21 protein-coding genes and 2 pseudogenes are annotated in these 16,172 nt (G+C 54.6%); 2 read left to right on the top strand and 21 right to left on the bottom strand.

What is annotated here, in order from left to right; genetic code table 11:
* Positions 1 to 43 precede the first annotated feature (43 nt).
* From P2E05_RS20285 to P2E05_RS20225, 13 genes and pseudogenes are all read right to left on the bottom strand, one after another.
* Positions 44 to 589: a hypothetical protein gene (locus tag P2E05_RS20285; protein WP_000435224.1), complete on the bottom strand. Its 546-nt coding sequence runs from the start codon at positions 587 to 589 to the stop codon at positions 44 to 46.
* A gap of 2 nt (positions 590 to 591) precedes the next feature.
* Positions 592 to 1,161: a hypothetical protein gene (locus tag P2E05_RS20280; RefSeq protein WP_001256128.1), complete on the bottom strand. Its 570-nt coding sequence runs from the start codon at positions 1,159 to 1,161 to the stop codon at positions 592 to 594.
* 11 nt (positions 1,162 to 1,172) lie between these two features.
* A pseudogene (locus P2E05_RS20275) lies at positions 1,173 to 1,737 on the bottom strand (hypothetical protein).
* The gene (locus P2E05_RS20270; RefSeq protein WP_000988987.1) at positions 1,730 to 2,158 is read right to left on the bottom strand and encodes a hypothetical protein; all 429 of its coding nucleotides are present in this window, start codon (positions 2,156 to 2,158) and stop codon (positions 1,730 to 1,732) included. Before P2E05_RS20270 ends, P2E05_RS20275 begins: the two are co-directional and overlap by 8 nt.
* Positions 2,155 to 2,502, bottom strand: coding sequence for a hypothetical protein (locus P2E05_RS20265; protein WP_000039129.1), 348 nt, complete (start codon positions 2,500 to 2,502; stop codon positions 2,155 to 2,157). Before P2E05_RS20265 ends, P2E05_RS20270 begins: the two co-directional genes overlap by 4 nt.
* 11 nt (positions 2,503 to 2,513) lie before the next feature.
* Positions 2,514 to 2,654 (bottom strand): hypothetical protein, encoded by a 141-nt coding sequence (locus P2E05_RS20260; RefSeq protein ID WP_021229008.1) that lies wholly within the window; start codon positions 2,652 to 2,654, stop codon positions 2,514 to 2,516.
* A gap of 71 nt (positions 2,655 to 2,725) precedes the next feature.
* The gene (locus P2E05_RS20255) at positions 2,726 to 3,562 is read right to left on the bottom strand and encodes an IS5-like element ISEc61 family transposase (protein ID WP_019706040.1); all 837 of its coding nucleotides are present in this window, start codon (positions 3,560 to 3,562) and stop codon (positions 2,726 to 2,728) included.
* Positions 3,563 to 4,122: 560 nt separating this feature from the next.
* Positions 4,123 to 4,302, bottom strand: coding sequence for a hypothetical protein (locus P2E05_RS21825; protein ID WP_276123115.1), 180 nt, complete (start codon positions 4,300 to 4,302; stop codon positions 4,123 to 4,125).
* A 6-nt stretch (positions 4,303 to 4,308) separates the two neighbouring features.
* The gene (locus P2E05_RS20245; RefSeq protein WP_001173919.1) at positions 4,309 to 4,884 is read right to left on the bottom strand and encodes a recombinase family protein; all 576 of its coding nucleotides are present in this window, start codon (positions 4,882 to 4,884) and stop codon (positions 4,309 to 4,311) included.
* 126 nt (positions 4,885 to 5,010) lie between these two features.
* A complete protein-coding gene (locus P2E05_RS20240) occupies positions 5,011 to 5,259 on the bottom strand; it encodes a type II toxin-antitoxin system YafQ family toxin (RefSeq protein WP_012585400.1) in 249 nt (82 codons plus the stop codon).
* Positions 5,260 to 5,980: 721 nt separating this feature from the next.
* Positions 5,981 to 6,928, bottom strand: coding sequence for an IS30-like element ISAs2 family transposase (locus P2E05_RS20235; RefSeq protein ID WP_019706001.1), 948 nt, complete (start codon positions 6,926 to 6,928; stop codon positions 5,981 to 5,983).
* Between the two features lie 162 nt (positions 6,929 to 7,090).
* The gene (gene ble, locus P2E05_RS20230; protein WP_000349358.1) at positions 7,091 to 7,450 is read right to left on the bottom strand and encodes a BLMT family bleomycin binding protein; all 360 of its coding nucleotides are present in this window, start codon (positions 7,448 to 7,450) and stop codon (positions 7,091 to 7,093) included.
* Between the two features lie 26 nt (positions 7,451 to 7,476).
* Positions 7,477 to 8,194 (bottom strand): annotated as a pseudogene (locus P2E05_RS20225) (APH(3') family aminoglycoside O-phosphotransferase).
* 565 nt (positions 8,195 to 8,759) lie between these two features.
* Here P2E05_RS20225 and P2E05_RS20220 point away from each other — a divergent pair.
* Positions 8,760 to 9,596 carry an IS5-like element ISEc61 family transposase gene (locus P2E05_RS20220; protein WP_019706040.1) on the top strand — a complete coding sequence of 279 codons (837 nt, stop codon included), beginning with the start codon at positions 8,760 to 8,762 and terminating at the stop codon, positions 9,594 to 9,596.
* Positions 9,597 to 9,603: 7 nt separating this feature from the next.
* On the opposite strand, the gene P2E05_RS21820 is transcribed toward P2E05_RS20220, so the two are convergent.
* From P2E05_RS21820 to P2E05_RS20180, 8 genes are all read right to left on the bottom strand, one after another.
* Positions 9,604 to 10,551 carry a hypothetical protein gene (locus P2E05_RS21820; protein WP_223154166.1) on the bottom strand — a complete coding sequence of 316 codons (948 nt, stop codon included), beginning with the start codon at positions 10,549 to 10,551 and terminating at the stop codon, positions 9,604 to 9,606.
* 44 nt (positions 10,552 to 10,595) lie between these two features.
* Positions 10,596 to 10,790 (bottom strand): DUF2997 domain-containing protein, encoded by a 195-nt coding sequence (locus P2E05_RS21815; RefSeq protein ID WP_000757530.1) that lies wholly within the window; start codon positions 10,788 to 10,790, stop codon positions 10,596 to 10,598.
* A 48-nt stretch (positions 10,791 to 10,838) separates the two neighbouring features.
* The gene (locus tag P2E05_RS20205; protein WP_000018404.1) at positions 10,839 to 11,231 is read right to left on the bottom strand and encodes a hypothetical protein; all 393 of its coding nucleotides are present in this window, start codon (positions 11,229 to 11,231) and stop codon (positions 10,839 to 10,841) included.
* A 4-nt stretch (positions 11,232 to 11,235) separates the two neighbouring features.
* Positions 11,236 to 11,565 carry a hypothetical protein gene (locus P2E05_RS20200; protein WP_000277953.1) on the bottom strand — a complete coding sequence of 110 codons (330 nt, stop codon included), beginning with the start codon at positions 11,563 to 11,565 and terminating at the stop codon, positions 11,236 to 11,238.
* Positions 11,566 to 11,720: 155 nt separating this feature from the next.
* Positions 11,721 to 13,184, bottom strand: coding sequence for an AAA family ATPase (locus P2E05_RS20195; RefSeq protein ID WP_001280522.1), 1,464 nt, complete (start codon positions 13,182 to 13,184; stop codon positions 11,721 to 11,723).
* A 73-nt stretch (positions 13,185 to 13,257) separates the two neighbouring features.
* Complete coding sequence (locus tag P2E05_RS20190; RefSeq protein WP_000434071.1) at positions 13,258 to 14,190, bottom strand: hypothetical protein; 933 nt, start codon at positions 14,188 to 14,190, stop codon at positions 13,258 to 13,260.
* Positions 14,191 to 14,751: 561 nt separating this feature from the next.
* On the bottom strand, positions 14,752 to 15,249 hold the full coding sequence (locus P2E05_RS20185; RefSeq protein ID WP_000062185.1) for a hypothetical protein: 498 nt from the start codon (positions 15,247 to 15,249) through the stop codon (positions 14,752 to 14,754).
* A 2-nt stretch (positions 15,250 to 15,251) separates the two neighbouring features.
* Positions 15,252 to 15,740, bottom strand: coding sequence for a DUF1643 domain-containing protein (locus P2E05_RS20180; RefSeq protein ID WP_001273096.1), 489 nt, complete (start codon positions 15,738 to 15,740; stop codon positions 15,252 to 15,254).
* 96 nt (positions 15,741 to 15,836) lie between these two features.
* Between P2E05_RS20180 and P2E05_RS20175 the strand changes: the two genes are divergently transcribed.
* Complete coding sequence (locus P2E05_RS20175) at positions 15,837 to 16,172, top strand: hypothetical protein (protein WP_000683476.1); 336 nt, start codon at positions 15,837 to 15,839, stop codon at positions 16,170 to 16,172.

Raw genomic sequence — 16,172 nt, 5'->3', positions numbered from 1 at the left:
ACCCGGCGCTTTACAGTACCGGGTTCTCTCTTCCTTCTCACCACTAACTTGCTTTGACTTTGAGCAACCTCAGCGCCAGCATGGCCCATTGCAGATATGCTTCCAGTCGTTGCTGGTACTCTTTCCCTGGTGGGCGTTGACCTTCCTTGTGGGCGATCGTCCTCTCGATACCGGCGAGGCTCTTTCTCAGCTCCAGGTTCCTGCGTATTCCCACCATTCTCTGTCTTGCTGACTCAAGAGACAGACTCCCAAGTCCAAAGAGGGGCAGTTGTCTGTAGTCCTGTGTTCCCAAGTTAATTTGGTTCCACGCCATTGCTGCTTGCCACGGTCGTTTCTGGATTTGCTGGATCGCCTTCCCACAACCCAGGCAGACCATATTCCAGCGCACAGGAGGACCTATAACCTTCTGCATTTGCGCCCGGCCATGACAACTATCGCAGGCTGCCACAGGAACGCTGAGCGGGTCGTGGTGCCCATAGGCTACTGTTTCAGTCTGGCTGTAGTGTTCATCTGATTTGAGCTCCGCCAAGAGCTTCTCACGCTTCTCTTTTGCGTATTCGAGGGTTAAGCCTTTTCTGATTTGTTCCATGTTCAGTCCAGAATGATTTTTCTCTTGTCTCGCTTGGGAGTGCCTTGTTCTTTCTGGTCCGATGTAGAGCTGATGACTTCTGGCTCTTTGGCCTCGCCCCTTTGTAGTTCGTCAATACTCCCCAGCTCTGTTCCACCGTGTCTTATCTCACCTTGATCTCTATGCTCTCTAGTTGAACGACGGATCTCTTCCGAAACTCCACGCAAAAAACCAATTACATTGGCCCGGAATGTACGTCTCTTCTCCTCTATCTCAAGCAAGTAACTCAAGTAGAAGTAAAACGGTATCGAGACGAACAATGACAAAGGGAACCAGCCTTTTTCGCTGGCAGAAACAAAGAGTCTCGGCTCAAACATTTTCATGGCGAGGGTCGCCATTAGCACAGAGACAACTACTGGAGTCACCGCCATCAAAAATCGGGAATGAAGGTACGCCATCCAGACCCCAGCGACTAAAGCTGTTAGCGAGAGGAACATAGCAACAACCAACGGGCTCGCATCAATGGCGATTAGCCCTATCTGGACGATAATGACGAAGCAAAGAAGCAATATTCTGTATAAAAATGACCGCATTCCAACCCACCTCAATCCAAGATAATCTTGCGCTTATCTTTCTGAATTTCGATAGGCTGCTCCGGTTCACTCAGAACACCCTCTGACGCTTTCAGATCTTGAATACTTGGAAAGCCCTTCCCTGCTCCTGCTTTTCTTGGTCTCTGCTCTGTTACCTCAATCGCTATTTCATCCCCCTCCCGGAACTGCGGGTAACAACCAGCGCGGTTGGCATAGCGATTCAACGACATTTTGAGCAGCCGGTATTTCTTTGGGCAGGTTATTTGTACTGACGCATCAGAGCTGCAAGCTGCGTCAAGCCGCCGGAAAAATTCCTCCGGTATCCCCCTTTACAAGGAGATCGCTCAACTCATCCATAGGCCTTGAGCCGGTTGGCATCGGATATGGCAACCTCCGGTATTCTCTGTAGATGTACCGCTTGATGACGATATGAAAGACGAATGCGGCAAAGCCCCACAAAGGGCCATTAAGGAGCCCCGCAACGATAAGTAGCACCGACGGGAAGGGAACCCCTACGAAACTCGGCAGGACTTTAATCTTTACCATCGGCGTTGACCGACGCACACTCTCACTCATTTGCTGACCCTTTACGTGCAACCTTGTACTGCACTTTCAGATCGTAACCATCCACTTCCTGATGAAGGACTTTCACGGGGACACCTTCAACGGTCCCCAGGTACACGCTCAGCTCAACTTCCGGAACATCGTCCCTGAGACCCAGTACATTGCGCCACCCAGTCGATGTCTTCTGGCAGTGAGCGCCCACCCTGTCATGCCGGTAGTAAATGTCTTTGTTATCTCCTTGGCAGATGAAGAATCCACTAACCTGCCCCGTCCTTAACACCCACTTGCGGTTGTGGAAGGTAGCTTCTTTCTCCACCTCAGTGGACTTGTCTATAGCCACCGGGCTTACCACCAGCTCTTGTGCGGCCAAATCAGACACAAGGCCTATTACCAACGCGGATAACAGAGCGGCCATAGCCGCCCGTGTCATCATACTGCCGCCTCGTGAGTGGCATCGGCAAAGAATTTGCCTTGTTTGTAGATCTCGTCCTTCTCGAACGAGATAGCATCCGCACGACTGCTGAATGGGCCATAGCTTTTACCGTCGATCAGCACCTTCCACTGGCAACGCCAAACACGAGTCCATGCCGCAATCTTTGACTCGTCTGAACAAAGTCCGCGAATAACATAGAACGCAATCATTAGAATGCCGCTCGTCGGCACGATGCGCGAAACCCTTGTTTTACTGTATTCCTGCACTTCAAGGCCTTTGAAGGAAACCTCATCGGCAAACCCGCAGACCTCACCATTTTTGATTACGATGCGCTTTTTGCTCATAACCGACCCCACTAATCCAAAATAATTTTGCGCTTGCCTGGCTGTACTTCGATTGGCTCTTCCTTTTGCACCTTTGGTGCCGGAGCTGATGAGCTGACAACCACCGGTTCTCTTTCTGTGTTTTGTTGCTGGCGCTCACGGAGTTCATCCACTGAGGGAGGCTCATTGCTTGGTCGTTCAGCCCTTTCTGCACGTCGGGCTTCTCTTAGAGTCTGATTCGAAATTATCCTGTGTAATTTGATAATCTTGCGATTCGTCTCGTGAAGAGTTGGATGGAGGCGATGAAGAGCCATGCGGTGGCCGATGCGATGGTCTGCTCGAAGTCCTTGGCAAGGCGCCGGTTCCGGCTGAGCCATGCGAGGGTGCGCTCGACGACCCAGCGGCGGGGCAGCACCTGGAAGCCTTTGGTCTTGTTGGAGCGCTTGACGATATCGAGCGTCCACGTGCCGATCTTGCGGAGCGCGTCCCTGAGCTTGTCACCGGCATAGCCGCCGTCGGCGAACAGGTGGCGCAGCCATGGGAAGCGGTTGACGATCCCGGCCAGCACCAGCGGCGCTCCATCGCGATCCTGGATATCGGCCGTATGGACCACGGCATGAACCAGGTTGCCCTCGGTATCGGTCAGGATATGGCGCTTGCGGCCCTTGATCTTCTTGCCCGCGTCATAGCCGCGCGGCCCGCCGGATTCGGTGGTTTTGACGCTCTGACTGTCGATCACCCCGGCACTGGGCGAAGCCTCGCGGCCATGGGCTTCGCGCGCGGTCATCAGCAGGTCATGGTTGAGACCTCGCCATAGCCCGTTGTCGCGCCACAGGTAGAACCAGCGCCGCACCGTCGAGACCGGCGGAAAGCACGGCGGCAGCATCCGCCACGGCAGCCCGCCGCGCAACAGGTAGAGGATCGCCTCGACAATCCGCCGTATCGGCCATTTGCGCGGACGGCCGACACGCGACGGCGGCGGAAAGAATGGCTCCAGCACCGCCCATTCGGCATCGGTCAAATCGCTTGGCAAAGCCAGCCCCGCGCGGGCATGATGCGCGCGAGTGGTGTCGGTCCACATCGTTGATTTCCCTCGGTTCGTTGCAAAACCGCTGAATCAATGATCGGGCACAGCGTCAAGCTAACACGCTGACACCACTCAACTTAATTTCGGATCGGGCTCTAAGCGACGGCCATTACGCCGTATATGCCGGTCCACAACGCAAAGGTTGCAAGGAAATTCTCGCTCTTCAGAATGTAAGCGATTGCCGCAGCGACGACCAGCTTGATGCCATAGCGTCCAATGTGCTCTCGCGACTGCTCGTCTAACCGCATAACACGCTAGGATCGTTCTTTAGATCAGGCGGAAGACGAGAGTCAGCCGGTAGCCAACATACCCGACGCCGATCGCCGTAATTGCAAGGACAAGCAACAAGCCAAGCCCACCCCCACCTGGCTCGTTCTGAGGGCGCGGCGCCTCGTTCTGATTCTTCCTGCCCCGATCATTGCCAGCCATTTCCGATGAGCGCTCCCTCGGCGCTCCAGTGCGCAGCCATTTCTAGGATGCCACTGCATAGGAATTCGAGAGGGATAACCTTCAGGCTATATGGGGTCGCTTCAGAATTCGGAATTTAAAGTACGTTAAGGAATGCGAGCCCCAACAACGGCAAGGCTTTGCGCAAGCCCCACACCTCTGGAAACCGCATTTTCGTGATTCTCGAAACTCGGCTGTTTCAGCCGTGCAATACGAGAGTGGTTTTCGAGAAAGCAACATGCCATACCAGCACTGCCGCGGATGTCGTTTTCAGAAGGCGACTGCACGAAATATCAGGAGTCGGCTGCACTGCCAGAACTGGCCGCCTGCAAGGCAGCGTAGAGAGCGGTTTTTCCTACCTTGAGGCGTGCGGCGGCCTCGCGGACATTCAAGCCGTTGGCGACAAGCTCCCGCGCTCGTTGCAACTTGTCGGCAGTGACAACCGGCTTGCGTCCGCCTTTGCGCCCGCGTGCGGCGGCAGCGGTCAACCCGGCCTTGGTGCGCTCGCGGATCAGGTCGCGCTCGAACTGGCCCAGCGCACCGAACACATGGAAGATGAGCCGTCCGCCCGGCGTGGTGGTGTCGATGTTTTCAGTCAACGAGCGGAAGCCGACGCCCCGTGCTTCCAGCTTGCCGACCGTCTCAATCAGGTGCGGCAGGGAGCGGCCAAGCCGATCCAGCCGCCAGACGACCAGCACATCGCCATCGCGCAGATAAGCCAGCGCATCGGCCAAGCCGGGCCGGTCTGCCTTGGCCCCGGATGCCGTGTCCTCGAAAACCCGTTCGCAGCCTGCATTGCGCAGCGCATCCGTCTGCAAGGCGGTGTCCTGTTCCGCCGTCGATACCCGCGCATAGCCGATGAGTGCCATTTCCGCCCATTTGTCCGTTATACCGTCCGCCTATCTTATTGTCCGTCATCCCGTTGCGCAAGATGTTTTCGGACAGGCGTCCGGTTTGGCCGCCTAATGATCGTTTGGCGGACAAGGCGACTGGCATCAGCCGAACAGCTCGCTATGGGAGCCAAGCCGCGCCAGTCGCAGGGTGTCGGCGTCGGACTTGCGGTAGATCAGCAGCAGGTCGGGCTTGATGTGGCATTCGCGGTAGCCCGCCCAATCGCCGGAAAGATCGTGGTCGCGGTATCGCACATCCAGGGGCTGATCGGTCGCCAGCGCGACCAGAACCGGCTTGAGGTCATCATTCGTGCAGCGGACTCCTGATACTGTTCGTTCAATAGACGACTGCACAACAGCCTTCAAACCGCGTTGTCTGGTGCAGTCGTCTTCTGAAAATGACAGCGGATCTGATTCTCATTGAAGCCTCTCAAAAACGATCGTTTGTGAGCGCGACCACCGAGCCAACCGCTTACCGTACTTTAAATTCCGAATTCTGAAGCGCCCCCTTCAAGAGCCGTCGGCATACCGATGCGACAGACCTCAACAAGCCCGAGATGCTGACCGGAATCCGGTATGTCCACCATAGAATGTGTCCTGCGTAGCGTTCACCATCCAGCTCCCGGGGCGTCTCGCTTGCGCCATCACTTCATGCACCTGTTCTAGATGCGCGATATATGCCCGTTGGTGAACGAGGGCGGACTGATCAAGGTCTTGGGAACGCCAGCGTCGTGGGCAATATCAACCGCAGGCTAGGTCGCGTACCTTCAGGTGCTCCAGGATCGGGATGATATAGCGCTTGCGGTAACCGCATCCGCTTGGCCGTGGACGGCCTGCCTTAGGCTTGCGACAAATCGGTAATGCGCGGTCGAATGGCTCCTTAACTGTGAGTGCCTGGCGGGCAGGGCCCGCTCGGCGCTTGGATCGAAGCCGCGCCAACCTCCGCGATCCAGTCCTGCGCGACGTTGCGAGCGTGCTCGACCGCGATCTTCCCACAATGGCCGATCGCAGGCTTGCGGCGCTGCCCATTGTCGGGGACATAAGCGCGAATTCAACTTCGAAGTGCGACACTCGCCTATGCCGCCTGACGGTACTCTTCGAATACCTTGACAGGCTGCCTGAATCCGAGACATTTCCGAGGTCGTAGGTTGAGCCACTGCTCCGCTCTCCTGACATCCTCGTCCGTGACCTCTCTCAGGTCTGTTCCCTTTGGGATAAACTGCCTCAACAGCCCATTGCTGTTCTCGTTCAGACCGCGCTCCCACGAAGAGTAAGGGTGCGCAAAGTAAGTCTCGGCACCCAGCGCTTCCTCTATCGCCTTGTGTTCGGCAAACTCGCCGCCGTTGTCAAAGGTGATGGTATGCACCTGCTCGATGTAGGGCGTTAACATCTCGATTATCGCATCCCGCACCACCCCAGCCTGTTTGCTCGCGACCCGCTTGACCAGATAGAGCCGGCTCTTGCGCTCCACCAGGGTGACCAGTGCACCTGTGCCTTGCTTGCCCAGCACCGTGTCCGCCTCCCAATCACCGAGCCGCTCCCGGCTATCGACGATAGCCGGCCGTTCATCAATAGAGCGGGCTTCCTTGATGGGAGAACGCAGGCTGCTCGCCCCCTTGCGGTAGCGCTTGTGGCCCTGGCGCAGATGGCGGTACAACTGGCCACCCCGGGCTTTGTCGGCGGCCACATGGCGGTATATCCACTCGTGACTCACCATGAGGCCTATCTGCTTGCCCACCGCGCTTATCTGCTCCGGGCTCCACCACCAGGCGAGTGTCAGCTCGACAAACTGGATGACATCGGCAGATAGCCGAGATTTGGCCGCACTGGCCCGTCGGTGGGTGGCGTGCTGATGCGCATTGTCTGGCTGGTAGCCCTGCGGCCCGGCGTTACGACGCAGCTCCCGGTAGAGGGTGGAGCGATGAACGCCAATGGCGCGTGCGGTGGCAAGGATGGACATCCCCTGTGCGCGAAGCACCGATAACTGGTATCGTTGCCCCTCGGTCAACTGCTGATAGCTCATGGTGATACTGCTTTTACTTTGGCGAGCAGAAGGGTACCACCAATCAGCAGTTGGCCACCTCTCGCCATTCATCCATGAGTGTCGCACTTATTATCTGAATTCCCGAAGCGACGATGAAATCCTGGGTGGGATGTCCGCTCTCTCTTTCGGAAGCCTCCGCGGCTATCGGTTCGCAATCAACCGCAGCAGTGTCCCGTCGAGGTCGATCAAGGCAGCCATTGTCCCGCCCCACTCTTGGGCCTGCGGCGCATGGAGGCGCGGATATCCTTTGGTTGCTTCGGTGATACCCGCGGCTTCGCAATGAGCGTAGAACCCCGCGAGGTCGTCCAGCCGCAGGCAGCAGCTGAACCAACTCGTCAACGGATCGAGCTCAGGGTGGCGGAGGAACTCCAACACTAGACCTCCGCGCTCGAGGATCATCCAACCCGTGTCCCGAAACCTCAATCGAAACCCCAATCGCTCGTAGAACGCGACCGTGGCGTCGAAGTCCCTCGAGGGCAGGTTGGGTGTCGCATGGTCCATCGTCGCAAGGCCCCGAAGTATCTCCGTCAATAGAATTCGTCGAGCAGCCGATAGAAAGCCACACGGTCCGGATCGAGCCGACCGATCCCGTAGCGGTCGAGGAAGGGTTGGACCCATTCGTCCCCCAACTCCTCCGCAACGTCGCGGGTGGCGAGCGCCAGGTCCTGGTAGCGATCAGCCACTCCCAATCGGCCGCAGTCGATGAAACCGGAGAAGCGGCCATTCTCGACCATGATGTTCGGCAGGCACGCATCGCCATGCGTGACAACCAAATCTTCATAAGCCGGCCCGCGCGCTTGAAGGCGGGCGAACAGCTCCGCCGGTTCAAGCCCCTGATGCTCGTCATCGAGATCGTCCTGATCGACAAGGCCCGCCTGCATCCGGGCGCGTGCCCGCTCGATACGATGTTCCGCTCTATGGTCGAATGGGCAGGTAACGGGATCAAGCCCATGCAGTTGCCGCAAGACATCGGCTATGATGGTGACTTTCTCGACCGGATCGATGGGCGACGACAGCAGGTCCTCTCCCGGCACGGCACTCAACAGCAGCCAGTCCCGTCCCGCTTCATGGGCGGCATCAAGCACTTGGGCACAGGGGAGGCCCGTCGTAGCCAGCCAGCGCAGCCGCGCCGCGGAACACGGACGCTTCGGAACAGCCGGTGGTCTGTTGTGCCCAATCATAGGCCGAGAGTTTCTCCATCCAGGGAGTTGGAATTTGAACACTCATGCATTCTCCATATACCATTCCAACTCCTGATTTAATCTGCTGAATTATCGAATGTGGCAGTGCAAAGCGAAAACCAGATCAGCACTTGGCTTCTACATATGTCTGGAACTGCTGTCAGATCGGACCAAGCATCGATTGTGGTGGTTCCGACACCTTGATCCAGGAGGATGGTCTCCGCTCCGTTCATCAACTCCGCCTTGCACGCACCAGCGGCTTTCGGTTTTGGCGCGCACGCGGTGATTGCTCGGTTGCACTTACTAAACCTGTTTGTTGACTGAACAGCGGTCAGCGAACCCCCGCGCGTCGGCCCCGTGATGTCACTAGATTGACCAAGCTGGGCCGACACATCGCAACGCCTTCCGACCCGATCTGATAAGCCGCAAACTTGTCATAATGCGCCGGCCTTCCGTTCGTCTGCGAAAGGAGGATGCTGTTGACTGTGCCTCCCGCCGGTCGACTTCTGCCCAATTTATTTGCCTTAGAGCCCGATCCGAAATTAAGTTGAGTGGTGTCAGCGTGTTAGCTTGACGCTGTGCCCGATCATTGATTCAGCGGTTTTGCAACGAACCGAGGGAAATCAACGATGTGGACCGACACCACTCGCGCGCATCATGCCCGCGCGGGGCTGGCTTTGCCAAGCGATTTGACCGATGCCGAATGGGCGGTGCTGGAGCCATTCTTTCCGCCGCCGTCGCGTGTCGGCCGTCCGCGCAAATGGCCGATACGGCGGATTGTCGAGGCGATCCTCTACCTGTTGCGCGGCGGGCTGCCGTGGCGGATGCTGCCGCCGTGCTTTCCGCCGGTCTCGACGGTGCGGCGCTGGTTCTACCTGTGGCGCGACAACGGGCTATGGCGAGGTCTCAACCATGACCTGCTGATGACCGCGCGCGAAGCCCATGGCCGCGAGGCTTCGCCCAGTGCCGGGGTGATCGACAGTCAGAGCGTCAAAACCACCGAATCCGGCGGGCCGCGCGGCTATGACGCGGGCAAGAAGATCAAGGGCCGCAAGCGCCATATCCTGACCGATACCGAGGGCAACCTGGTTCATGCCGTGGTCCATACGGCCGATATCCAGGATCGCGATGGAGCGCCGCTGGTGCTGGCCGGGATCGTCAACCGCTTCCCATGGCTGCGCCACCTGTTCGCCGACGGCGGCTATGCCGGTGACAAGCTCAGGGACGCGCTCCGCAAGATCGGCACGTGGACGCTCGATATCGTCAAGCGCTCCAACAAGACCAAAGGCTTCCAGGTGCTGCCCCGCCGCTGGGTCGTCGAGCGCACCCTCGCATGGCTCAGCCGGAACCGGCGCCTTGCCAAGGACTTCGAGCAGACCATCGCATCGGCCACCGCATGGCTCTTCATCGCCTCCATCCAACTCTTCACGAGACGAATCGCAAGATTATCAAATTACACAGGATAATTTCGAATCAGACTCTTAACAACTCATCAATTTCGGAGTCGCTCCGGTTATTCATAAAAGCTCTATAGGCAAAGAAAATCAGCACCGGTACTATTGCCACCAAGAAGAAAGGAAATGAGCTTCCGCTATCTTCCACTGGCTTGGTACTGGCCGCGCCTGTATCGAATACGGTACGAATAACCGTTGGCGCGGTCATGATCATAATTGCAGGCATTATCCCCATCACAATTCCTGATGGGCTCTGCCTCATAATTCCACTAGCAACCCCAAACACCAGCATCAATCCCGCTATGACTTTGACGAAAGAGCTATCCATTAGACCGATCATGGAGTCACTTACCTCCTCGAACGGACTTTGAAACGCACTGGTATTGCGGTCAGTGTCTTGTGCAGCATTAATCTGCTTGGGAGGTTCACTCTTTGGTGCAGTCACTATGGATGACGCTGATTGTTGGCTGGCAGCCTTCTGCGTTTCACCATCCTGCTTGACCACCCCCAGATCCTGAGTTTTGACGTGCGTTTGTGCTGGTGGTGCTAACTGGTATTTGACTGCCAGGTTGTTGCCGTGGACTTCAATGGTTTGCAGGGAGATGGGTTTACCTTCCAACTTGGTCAGAGCTTCTTGGAGCGGCAGCTCCTGAGCATCAGTCATACCGCCCATAAAGCCATTAAACCCGTCATCATGAATACGGCATCGCAGCCTTCCCGAATAGCTACGGTATTCACCTGGGCAAACAAAATAGCCGCCCTGAGGGCCATCCAGTTTGCGCCATTTATTGCTTTTGAAGGCCTCCACTTTGGTCACAACTGGCTGACCGTCATGGTAATCAATGACCGTTTTGCTCTCCGGGCCAGTGTCCTCTATCTTCTTGCTGCCTGAGTCATCTGAGAGCATTTGCCCCACCATAACGCCAGTCACAAAGTCACTGGCAAAGGCCGCAGGAGCTGCGACCATGAGACCAACCAGCAAAAGAAGGGGGACGCGCCCTGTCCTTCTCATCACCATTCGTTCTGTTCCGTTTCGTGCTGGGTTTGACCAGCATTGAAGTGGTACTCGGGTTTCAGCTCTTTTTCTTCGACTTCGAGCTCTTCCGGGCGAATACGCTGTTCCAGCGCTTCACAGGTCTTACCCTGAAACCCCGTGAAATCGGCAGCAATCTTGCCGCCCTTGATCTTGATGTTTACCTTTTTCACTTTGTCACCTCGTCGTTAAGTTCAACTAATCTGATTGCCTTGGCGCTATTACCAAACAGCTTCCTCAGCTTCCAGTTCCAAAGTGCCATCGTGATGCTGCTTCACCGTCACGCTGAAACCTTCCTCTTTCAACTGCTGCTCGTAGTGGAAGGCAATGTAGCGATCCTGCACCTTGCTGCTTGCCTGCTGCGTCCAGCGGCCATAAGAGCCGTAGTTTTCCTGGTACTGCTCCCAAACACCGTTTTTTTCCTTGTAGCCAATCCGGTGCTCCTTGTTGTTCTGGTCGATCAGAACAATCGGGTATTTCTCGAAGGTGTAGCCAGCGCCCACGCGGTACAGCTTTTCGTTTTCAACAACAACGCCAACTCCCTCCAGAGCCTTCAACAGCAGCTCTTTGTCTTTGTAGGCGACCTGCACCTTGCCTTTTACGATATGGCTCATCTCATCACTCCTGAGTTGTTTCGGGTGTCATGCCGTGTTCCGACATAACAAAGTTAAGCGCGGCAATGGAATAGTCTTGCCCGAGAGAAACTTCGATCTTTCCTTCTTTCTCCAGCTTTCGGCCAAGCTCGGTAAGGTTTTCCATCATGGGGATGAGCTTGAACAACGAACTCATGTAGGTGATCGATGTGGAAACGTCTCGGGCGAACTGGTCCAGCACCTTACTCTTGTCGATAACCAGAGGCTCTGGTCTATCCACTCCATCTTTTTCTGACTGGAGTTTGCTGCACAGCTTGAGCAGCTCAATCCCCTTCTCAATGTCTTGTTTGTACATAACGGTCAATTCTCCTCTCTGCCGTTTTGATGCTCTCTCCTGGCCGCACCAGCTCGCTCCCTAGCCCACTCAGCTAGAGCATTGATTAAGTCGCTGACTTCTGAGTGGAATATCAATGACACAGCAAGAGCAGTCCAAAAAATCCACTCCATCGCTTAGTCCTCGATGGCAAGTTTGCGTCCAGAGCCATTCTGCTCTTGAACATCGAAGTTATTGGCCGGATAGAAGCCTTGATCCCGCAAACTGCGAATCTGGTTGATGTCTTCCCGGCGAGTTTCACTGGTCGGGGTAATGCGAGTGACCGCATCCACCAGCGCTTCATTGTTGAGCTCTTTGTCCTGAGCGTTCGCCAGATACATCGCGTCAATGACGGCCTGTTCAATCTCTGCCCCGGTGTATCCCTCGGTGGTACGAAGTAGCGTAGGCATATCGAACGCGGCGATGTTGGCCTTCTGCTTGGCGAGGTGGATCTCAAAAATCTTCTGGCGCTCAGCCACACTTGGCAGATCAATGAAGAATGCTCGGTCCCAGCGGCCAGCTCGCATCAATTCAGGAGGCAGCGACTGAACCCGGTTGGCCGTCGCCACAATGAAGATCTTCTTCTTGCGCTCTTGAAGCCAGTAGAGGAAAGAGCCCAGCAGGCGCTTGGATACTTCGTGTTCGCCATCGGCATTACCAAAAAACTTCTCCATCTCGTCAATCAACACAACAACGGGTGCGATCTGCTCAATGGTCTGCAATGCACGATTGAACTGGCGCTCGGTTTCACCGAGATACTTGCTATAGAAACGGCCCATATCCAGGCGAACCAAGGTAGTGCCAAGTACACCGGCAGCGGCTTTTGCCGTCAGCGATTTACCACCACCAGGTACACCGGCCAGAAGGACACCTTTTACCGGAAGGTCTTTGTCCCAACCGGCTTTACGTATCTGGAGGAACTCCTTGAGGTTTTCGAGACCACCGACATTCCCAATATCAATGGCCTCAAGCACATCGAGGCCGACATCACGCAAGATGTGAGCTTTTTCTTTTCGGATCTCGCCCAGGTATTCTTCACCCTTGAATTTCAAGTAAGCGGAGTAGGTGAAGACGTTCTTCATCTGGGTGTGTGACAAGCCCAAGGCGTGGTTTGCGATGACAGCACGTTCGTTGCTCTCGAAGACTCCACCATCTTTCACGTTATCTTCACAGGTCTGGAGCAGTTTCAGGATTTCCTGATTGCTCATAGCCGGGAGATCGATGTGATAAACGAACTCTTCATTGAAGACGTCTTTGCCAGCGATGATGTAGTTGATCCCCTCATTCTCCAGATAGGTCAGTGATGACTTGAGGGCTGGGAGTGTTTCCGGGTTTGCACGTTGGCGGTCGAAAAAGAAAGTGTCGAACACGACAACTCCGTTTTTGGAGGACTTCTTGGACTCGTCCACCATTGCCTTCATCGTGCCTGGATCAGGCAGCTTCTTGAATGGCATTACAATAAAGTGCTTGCCGACTTTCTTTGCAATGTCAGAGAAAACGCTCTCTGCGCGGCCCAGCTCAAAAGTGCTAACGTTGATGACTGGAAAGGACAACTTGATTGGAATCTCAAGTTTGTCCATTTGCTGTGTAATATCGCTCATCGCTTATCCTTTAAATAAATTTCGACTTGTTGATCACCTCACATCATAAGTTCATTTTATGATGCTGTAAATATCACCTTCCAACTCTGTAGCTGTTCACGGCGGACTCAACGCGCTTGACTGACACGTCTATACCATTTGTCACCAGCAACTCATGCACTTGGCAACAGGCCTGTTGTTTCAGGCCAAAGAACTCTTCGTTAACACGGGCATACTCTGCTGCCGAATTGGAGGCGGCTCGTCTTAGATCTGGCATCAGAGATTCAACGCGAGACTCTACTTTGTCCAGAGAGGAACTGGCAGACGACAAGCTGAACAGCGAGAAGACGCTCCCAAAGTCGAAACCATCATTCAAACCGGCAAAGTCCATACCCAGATCGATAAACTCAGTTGCCATTGAGTGGTGCAGTGAGCCCACAATGTCACGATGATCCCCCAGCGCATTTGCGAAGGCTTTCACAGCTCTCTTCGCATCGTCTATTTCACTGCTGGCCGAGGAGTTTGACATCGACGACATGACGGAAATGCCCTTGTTGTCAGTCACAAGGTCGAGAACCTCCATTGTTTGTGCTGATGAAACACTGGAAGAGGCCTCACTGATTTCACGTAAGGCTTTTTGCCCCATGTCCACCAGTCGCTTGTTGCTCTCGTGGAGTCGAGATGCGGCGTCAAGCCTATCTTGAGCTTGGGTGATTCGTTCCAGAATCTGGCTACCGTCAATCGCTTGCTTCACGGCCCGAGAAACCAATCCCTCTTTGAGCTGGTCTCTCCCACGGCGCAAATACCGCAAATCGCTGTTATGGCCTTTTAGTGCTGAACGTATAACGGCGATGTCTCGACGAAACTGCCAGAACGTTATAATTTTTTGCCAGATCCCCAACTGAGCACGCTGTTGGCAAAGAGCTTCGTACTCTGCACCTTTCTCTTCAACCTGGCTGAGAGCTGCGGTAATCCTGTCTTGATATTGCCGGTCGTCAGCCAAGTAACTTTGAATTGCTTGTTCCATCCCGTACCCCAAAAACTTTCACATGTGAAAGTTCATTCTTTCTTTGTTCTGCCAGTACAAAGTATTTTGCCTTAGAACGACCTCACACCCCGCCCCTGCTCACGCCCATTTTGGGCAATTACAGATTCAGCATTTACAGGCTTATAATGTGATGCCGTAATAGACAAATAAAAAACGGCATAGCCGTTTTTACCTTACTTTGCTTTGCTCCGGCCCCCGCATAGTGCATTACCAATGCGTGATGAAAAATCCTTCCATTCTGGACTGTTCCGGTAGTCATCCTGTCCAGTTGCTTGTTCCTGGCTGGTCGATGCGAATTGATTGAGAGCATCCGGGCACGAAGAGCAGACCCCGATACCTTCCACTCTATTCACGCGAAGCCAGTGACACGGTTGACCGTTTTCAACACAAGCGTGATCATCGGTGCATCCGCACCCTATACATTTAGCAGTGAGCATAAGCGCCTCCCCAAGTAAATTAACAACATCATAGTATCATTATGTGATGCTGTAAATATTAAAAAGAAAGCGGCCATAGCCGCCCTTCCGAAGTAATTTTCCTTTAGTGGTTGTCTTGGCCCTGTTTCCAAGCGACGAATGCCTGCACTAGCGGTACGCCATCATCACTCAAGGCATTCCCTTCTATCCATCCGCCTCGTATGACGACAGACTGCCCTGATTCCAAGCCAAAAGGTTCCCACTCAGAAGCCACCGGGGAACCGTCCACCAGCAGGTCGAGATCTTCAATCCATTTATCCCGGCCATCCAGAGTTTTCCAAACTGAGTCATCGACCCAAAAGGCCTTGATTTGTTCTGGTGTGGCATTGGTCCAATCGTTGTCTTTCCCGTCAGCAAGTGAAAGTACAGAGTCAACCGTTTGCTGCCAGTTCGGCCAATCTTCTTCGACAACAACGCAAGTAAGCGAGCTCTTGCCATTTGCTCTGCGGCCATCATCAACCTTCCGGATCAGCCTTTCCAGTGTCGCCAGCTCCTCATCGCAGAGCACGGCCTGTGCATCGCTTATCTTTGCCACGAAGTAACGTGCTTCAAGCATCGACATAATTATTTTCCTCCCCAGGGCACAAGTTTTGTCGAATATCCAAGCATTAGTGGGTGCTTCGGGTCCCCCGAACCAGTCACGCCAAATGCCAATACCGGCTTCCCAGATGCAACGAGCTGCTCTAAAAGCCTGTCCAAATGAACATGCAAAGACTTAGGCAGCTTAGTTCGGCTCCCCCAGCAGGGCACCAAGACATCAGCATCCCGAATAATCCTTTCCAAGTGGATTTCATTTTCAGGCCCGACAGGATCAACCGCCGTAGCCAGCTCTCGAACGTCGGTCGCCCGAAAAGCAAAAGCATTACCGACTATGAATCGCCTCCCTCCGTTGACCTTGGTAAACCCTATCCACTTTCTGACCGTGTGATCGTCCTCGGTGGCCGTGGCCGTAGAGCCGTTTACACCAAAATAACCGAACACAAGGCCTTCGGGTTGCACATCCCTTTCCAGACGGTATCTGTACATGCCGCACTTGCTGATAATTGCACTCAAAGTGTCACCTCTTTTTGAATGAAAAATGCCCTTTCACAGTTGCATTTTTTAATGCTGTGATAGGATAAAAGTGTAAGTTGAAAAGGAGAGATGACCATGAAACATGTACTGAATATCGCGCTGATGGCTGTTGTTATTCTTGGCCTGGCTATGCTTGAGGCCACCAACTGGGGTTACGCAGTGCTGGCTATCCCGGCAGTGATTTGGGCCAAGTCGGTGCTCAACCTTCTGCACAAACTGCCGGTTCTGGCTGCTGCTTTTTGGATTCTGGTTGCTGTTTTCGCGTGGCAAGCGGCACTTGTTGGTATCCTGTTCTATGGCGTACTTGCGACCCCTAAAGCGCCAGCAAACACCAATGGCAAGAAAAGCCGAAAAGCCAATCTGATGGGCACTTACAGCTACGACTTTAAAACCGGCGAATGCTTTAGCTAA

This window comes from Providencia stuartii, assembly GCF_029277985.1.
GTDB classification, from domain to species: Bacteria; Pseudomonadota; Gammaproteobacteria; order Enterobacterales; family Enterobacteriaceae; genus Providencia; species Providencia zhejiangensis.
Note: the sequence above shows the minus strand (reverse complement) of the source record. Positions and strands in the feature narration are given on the sequence as shown.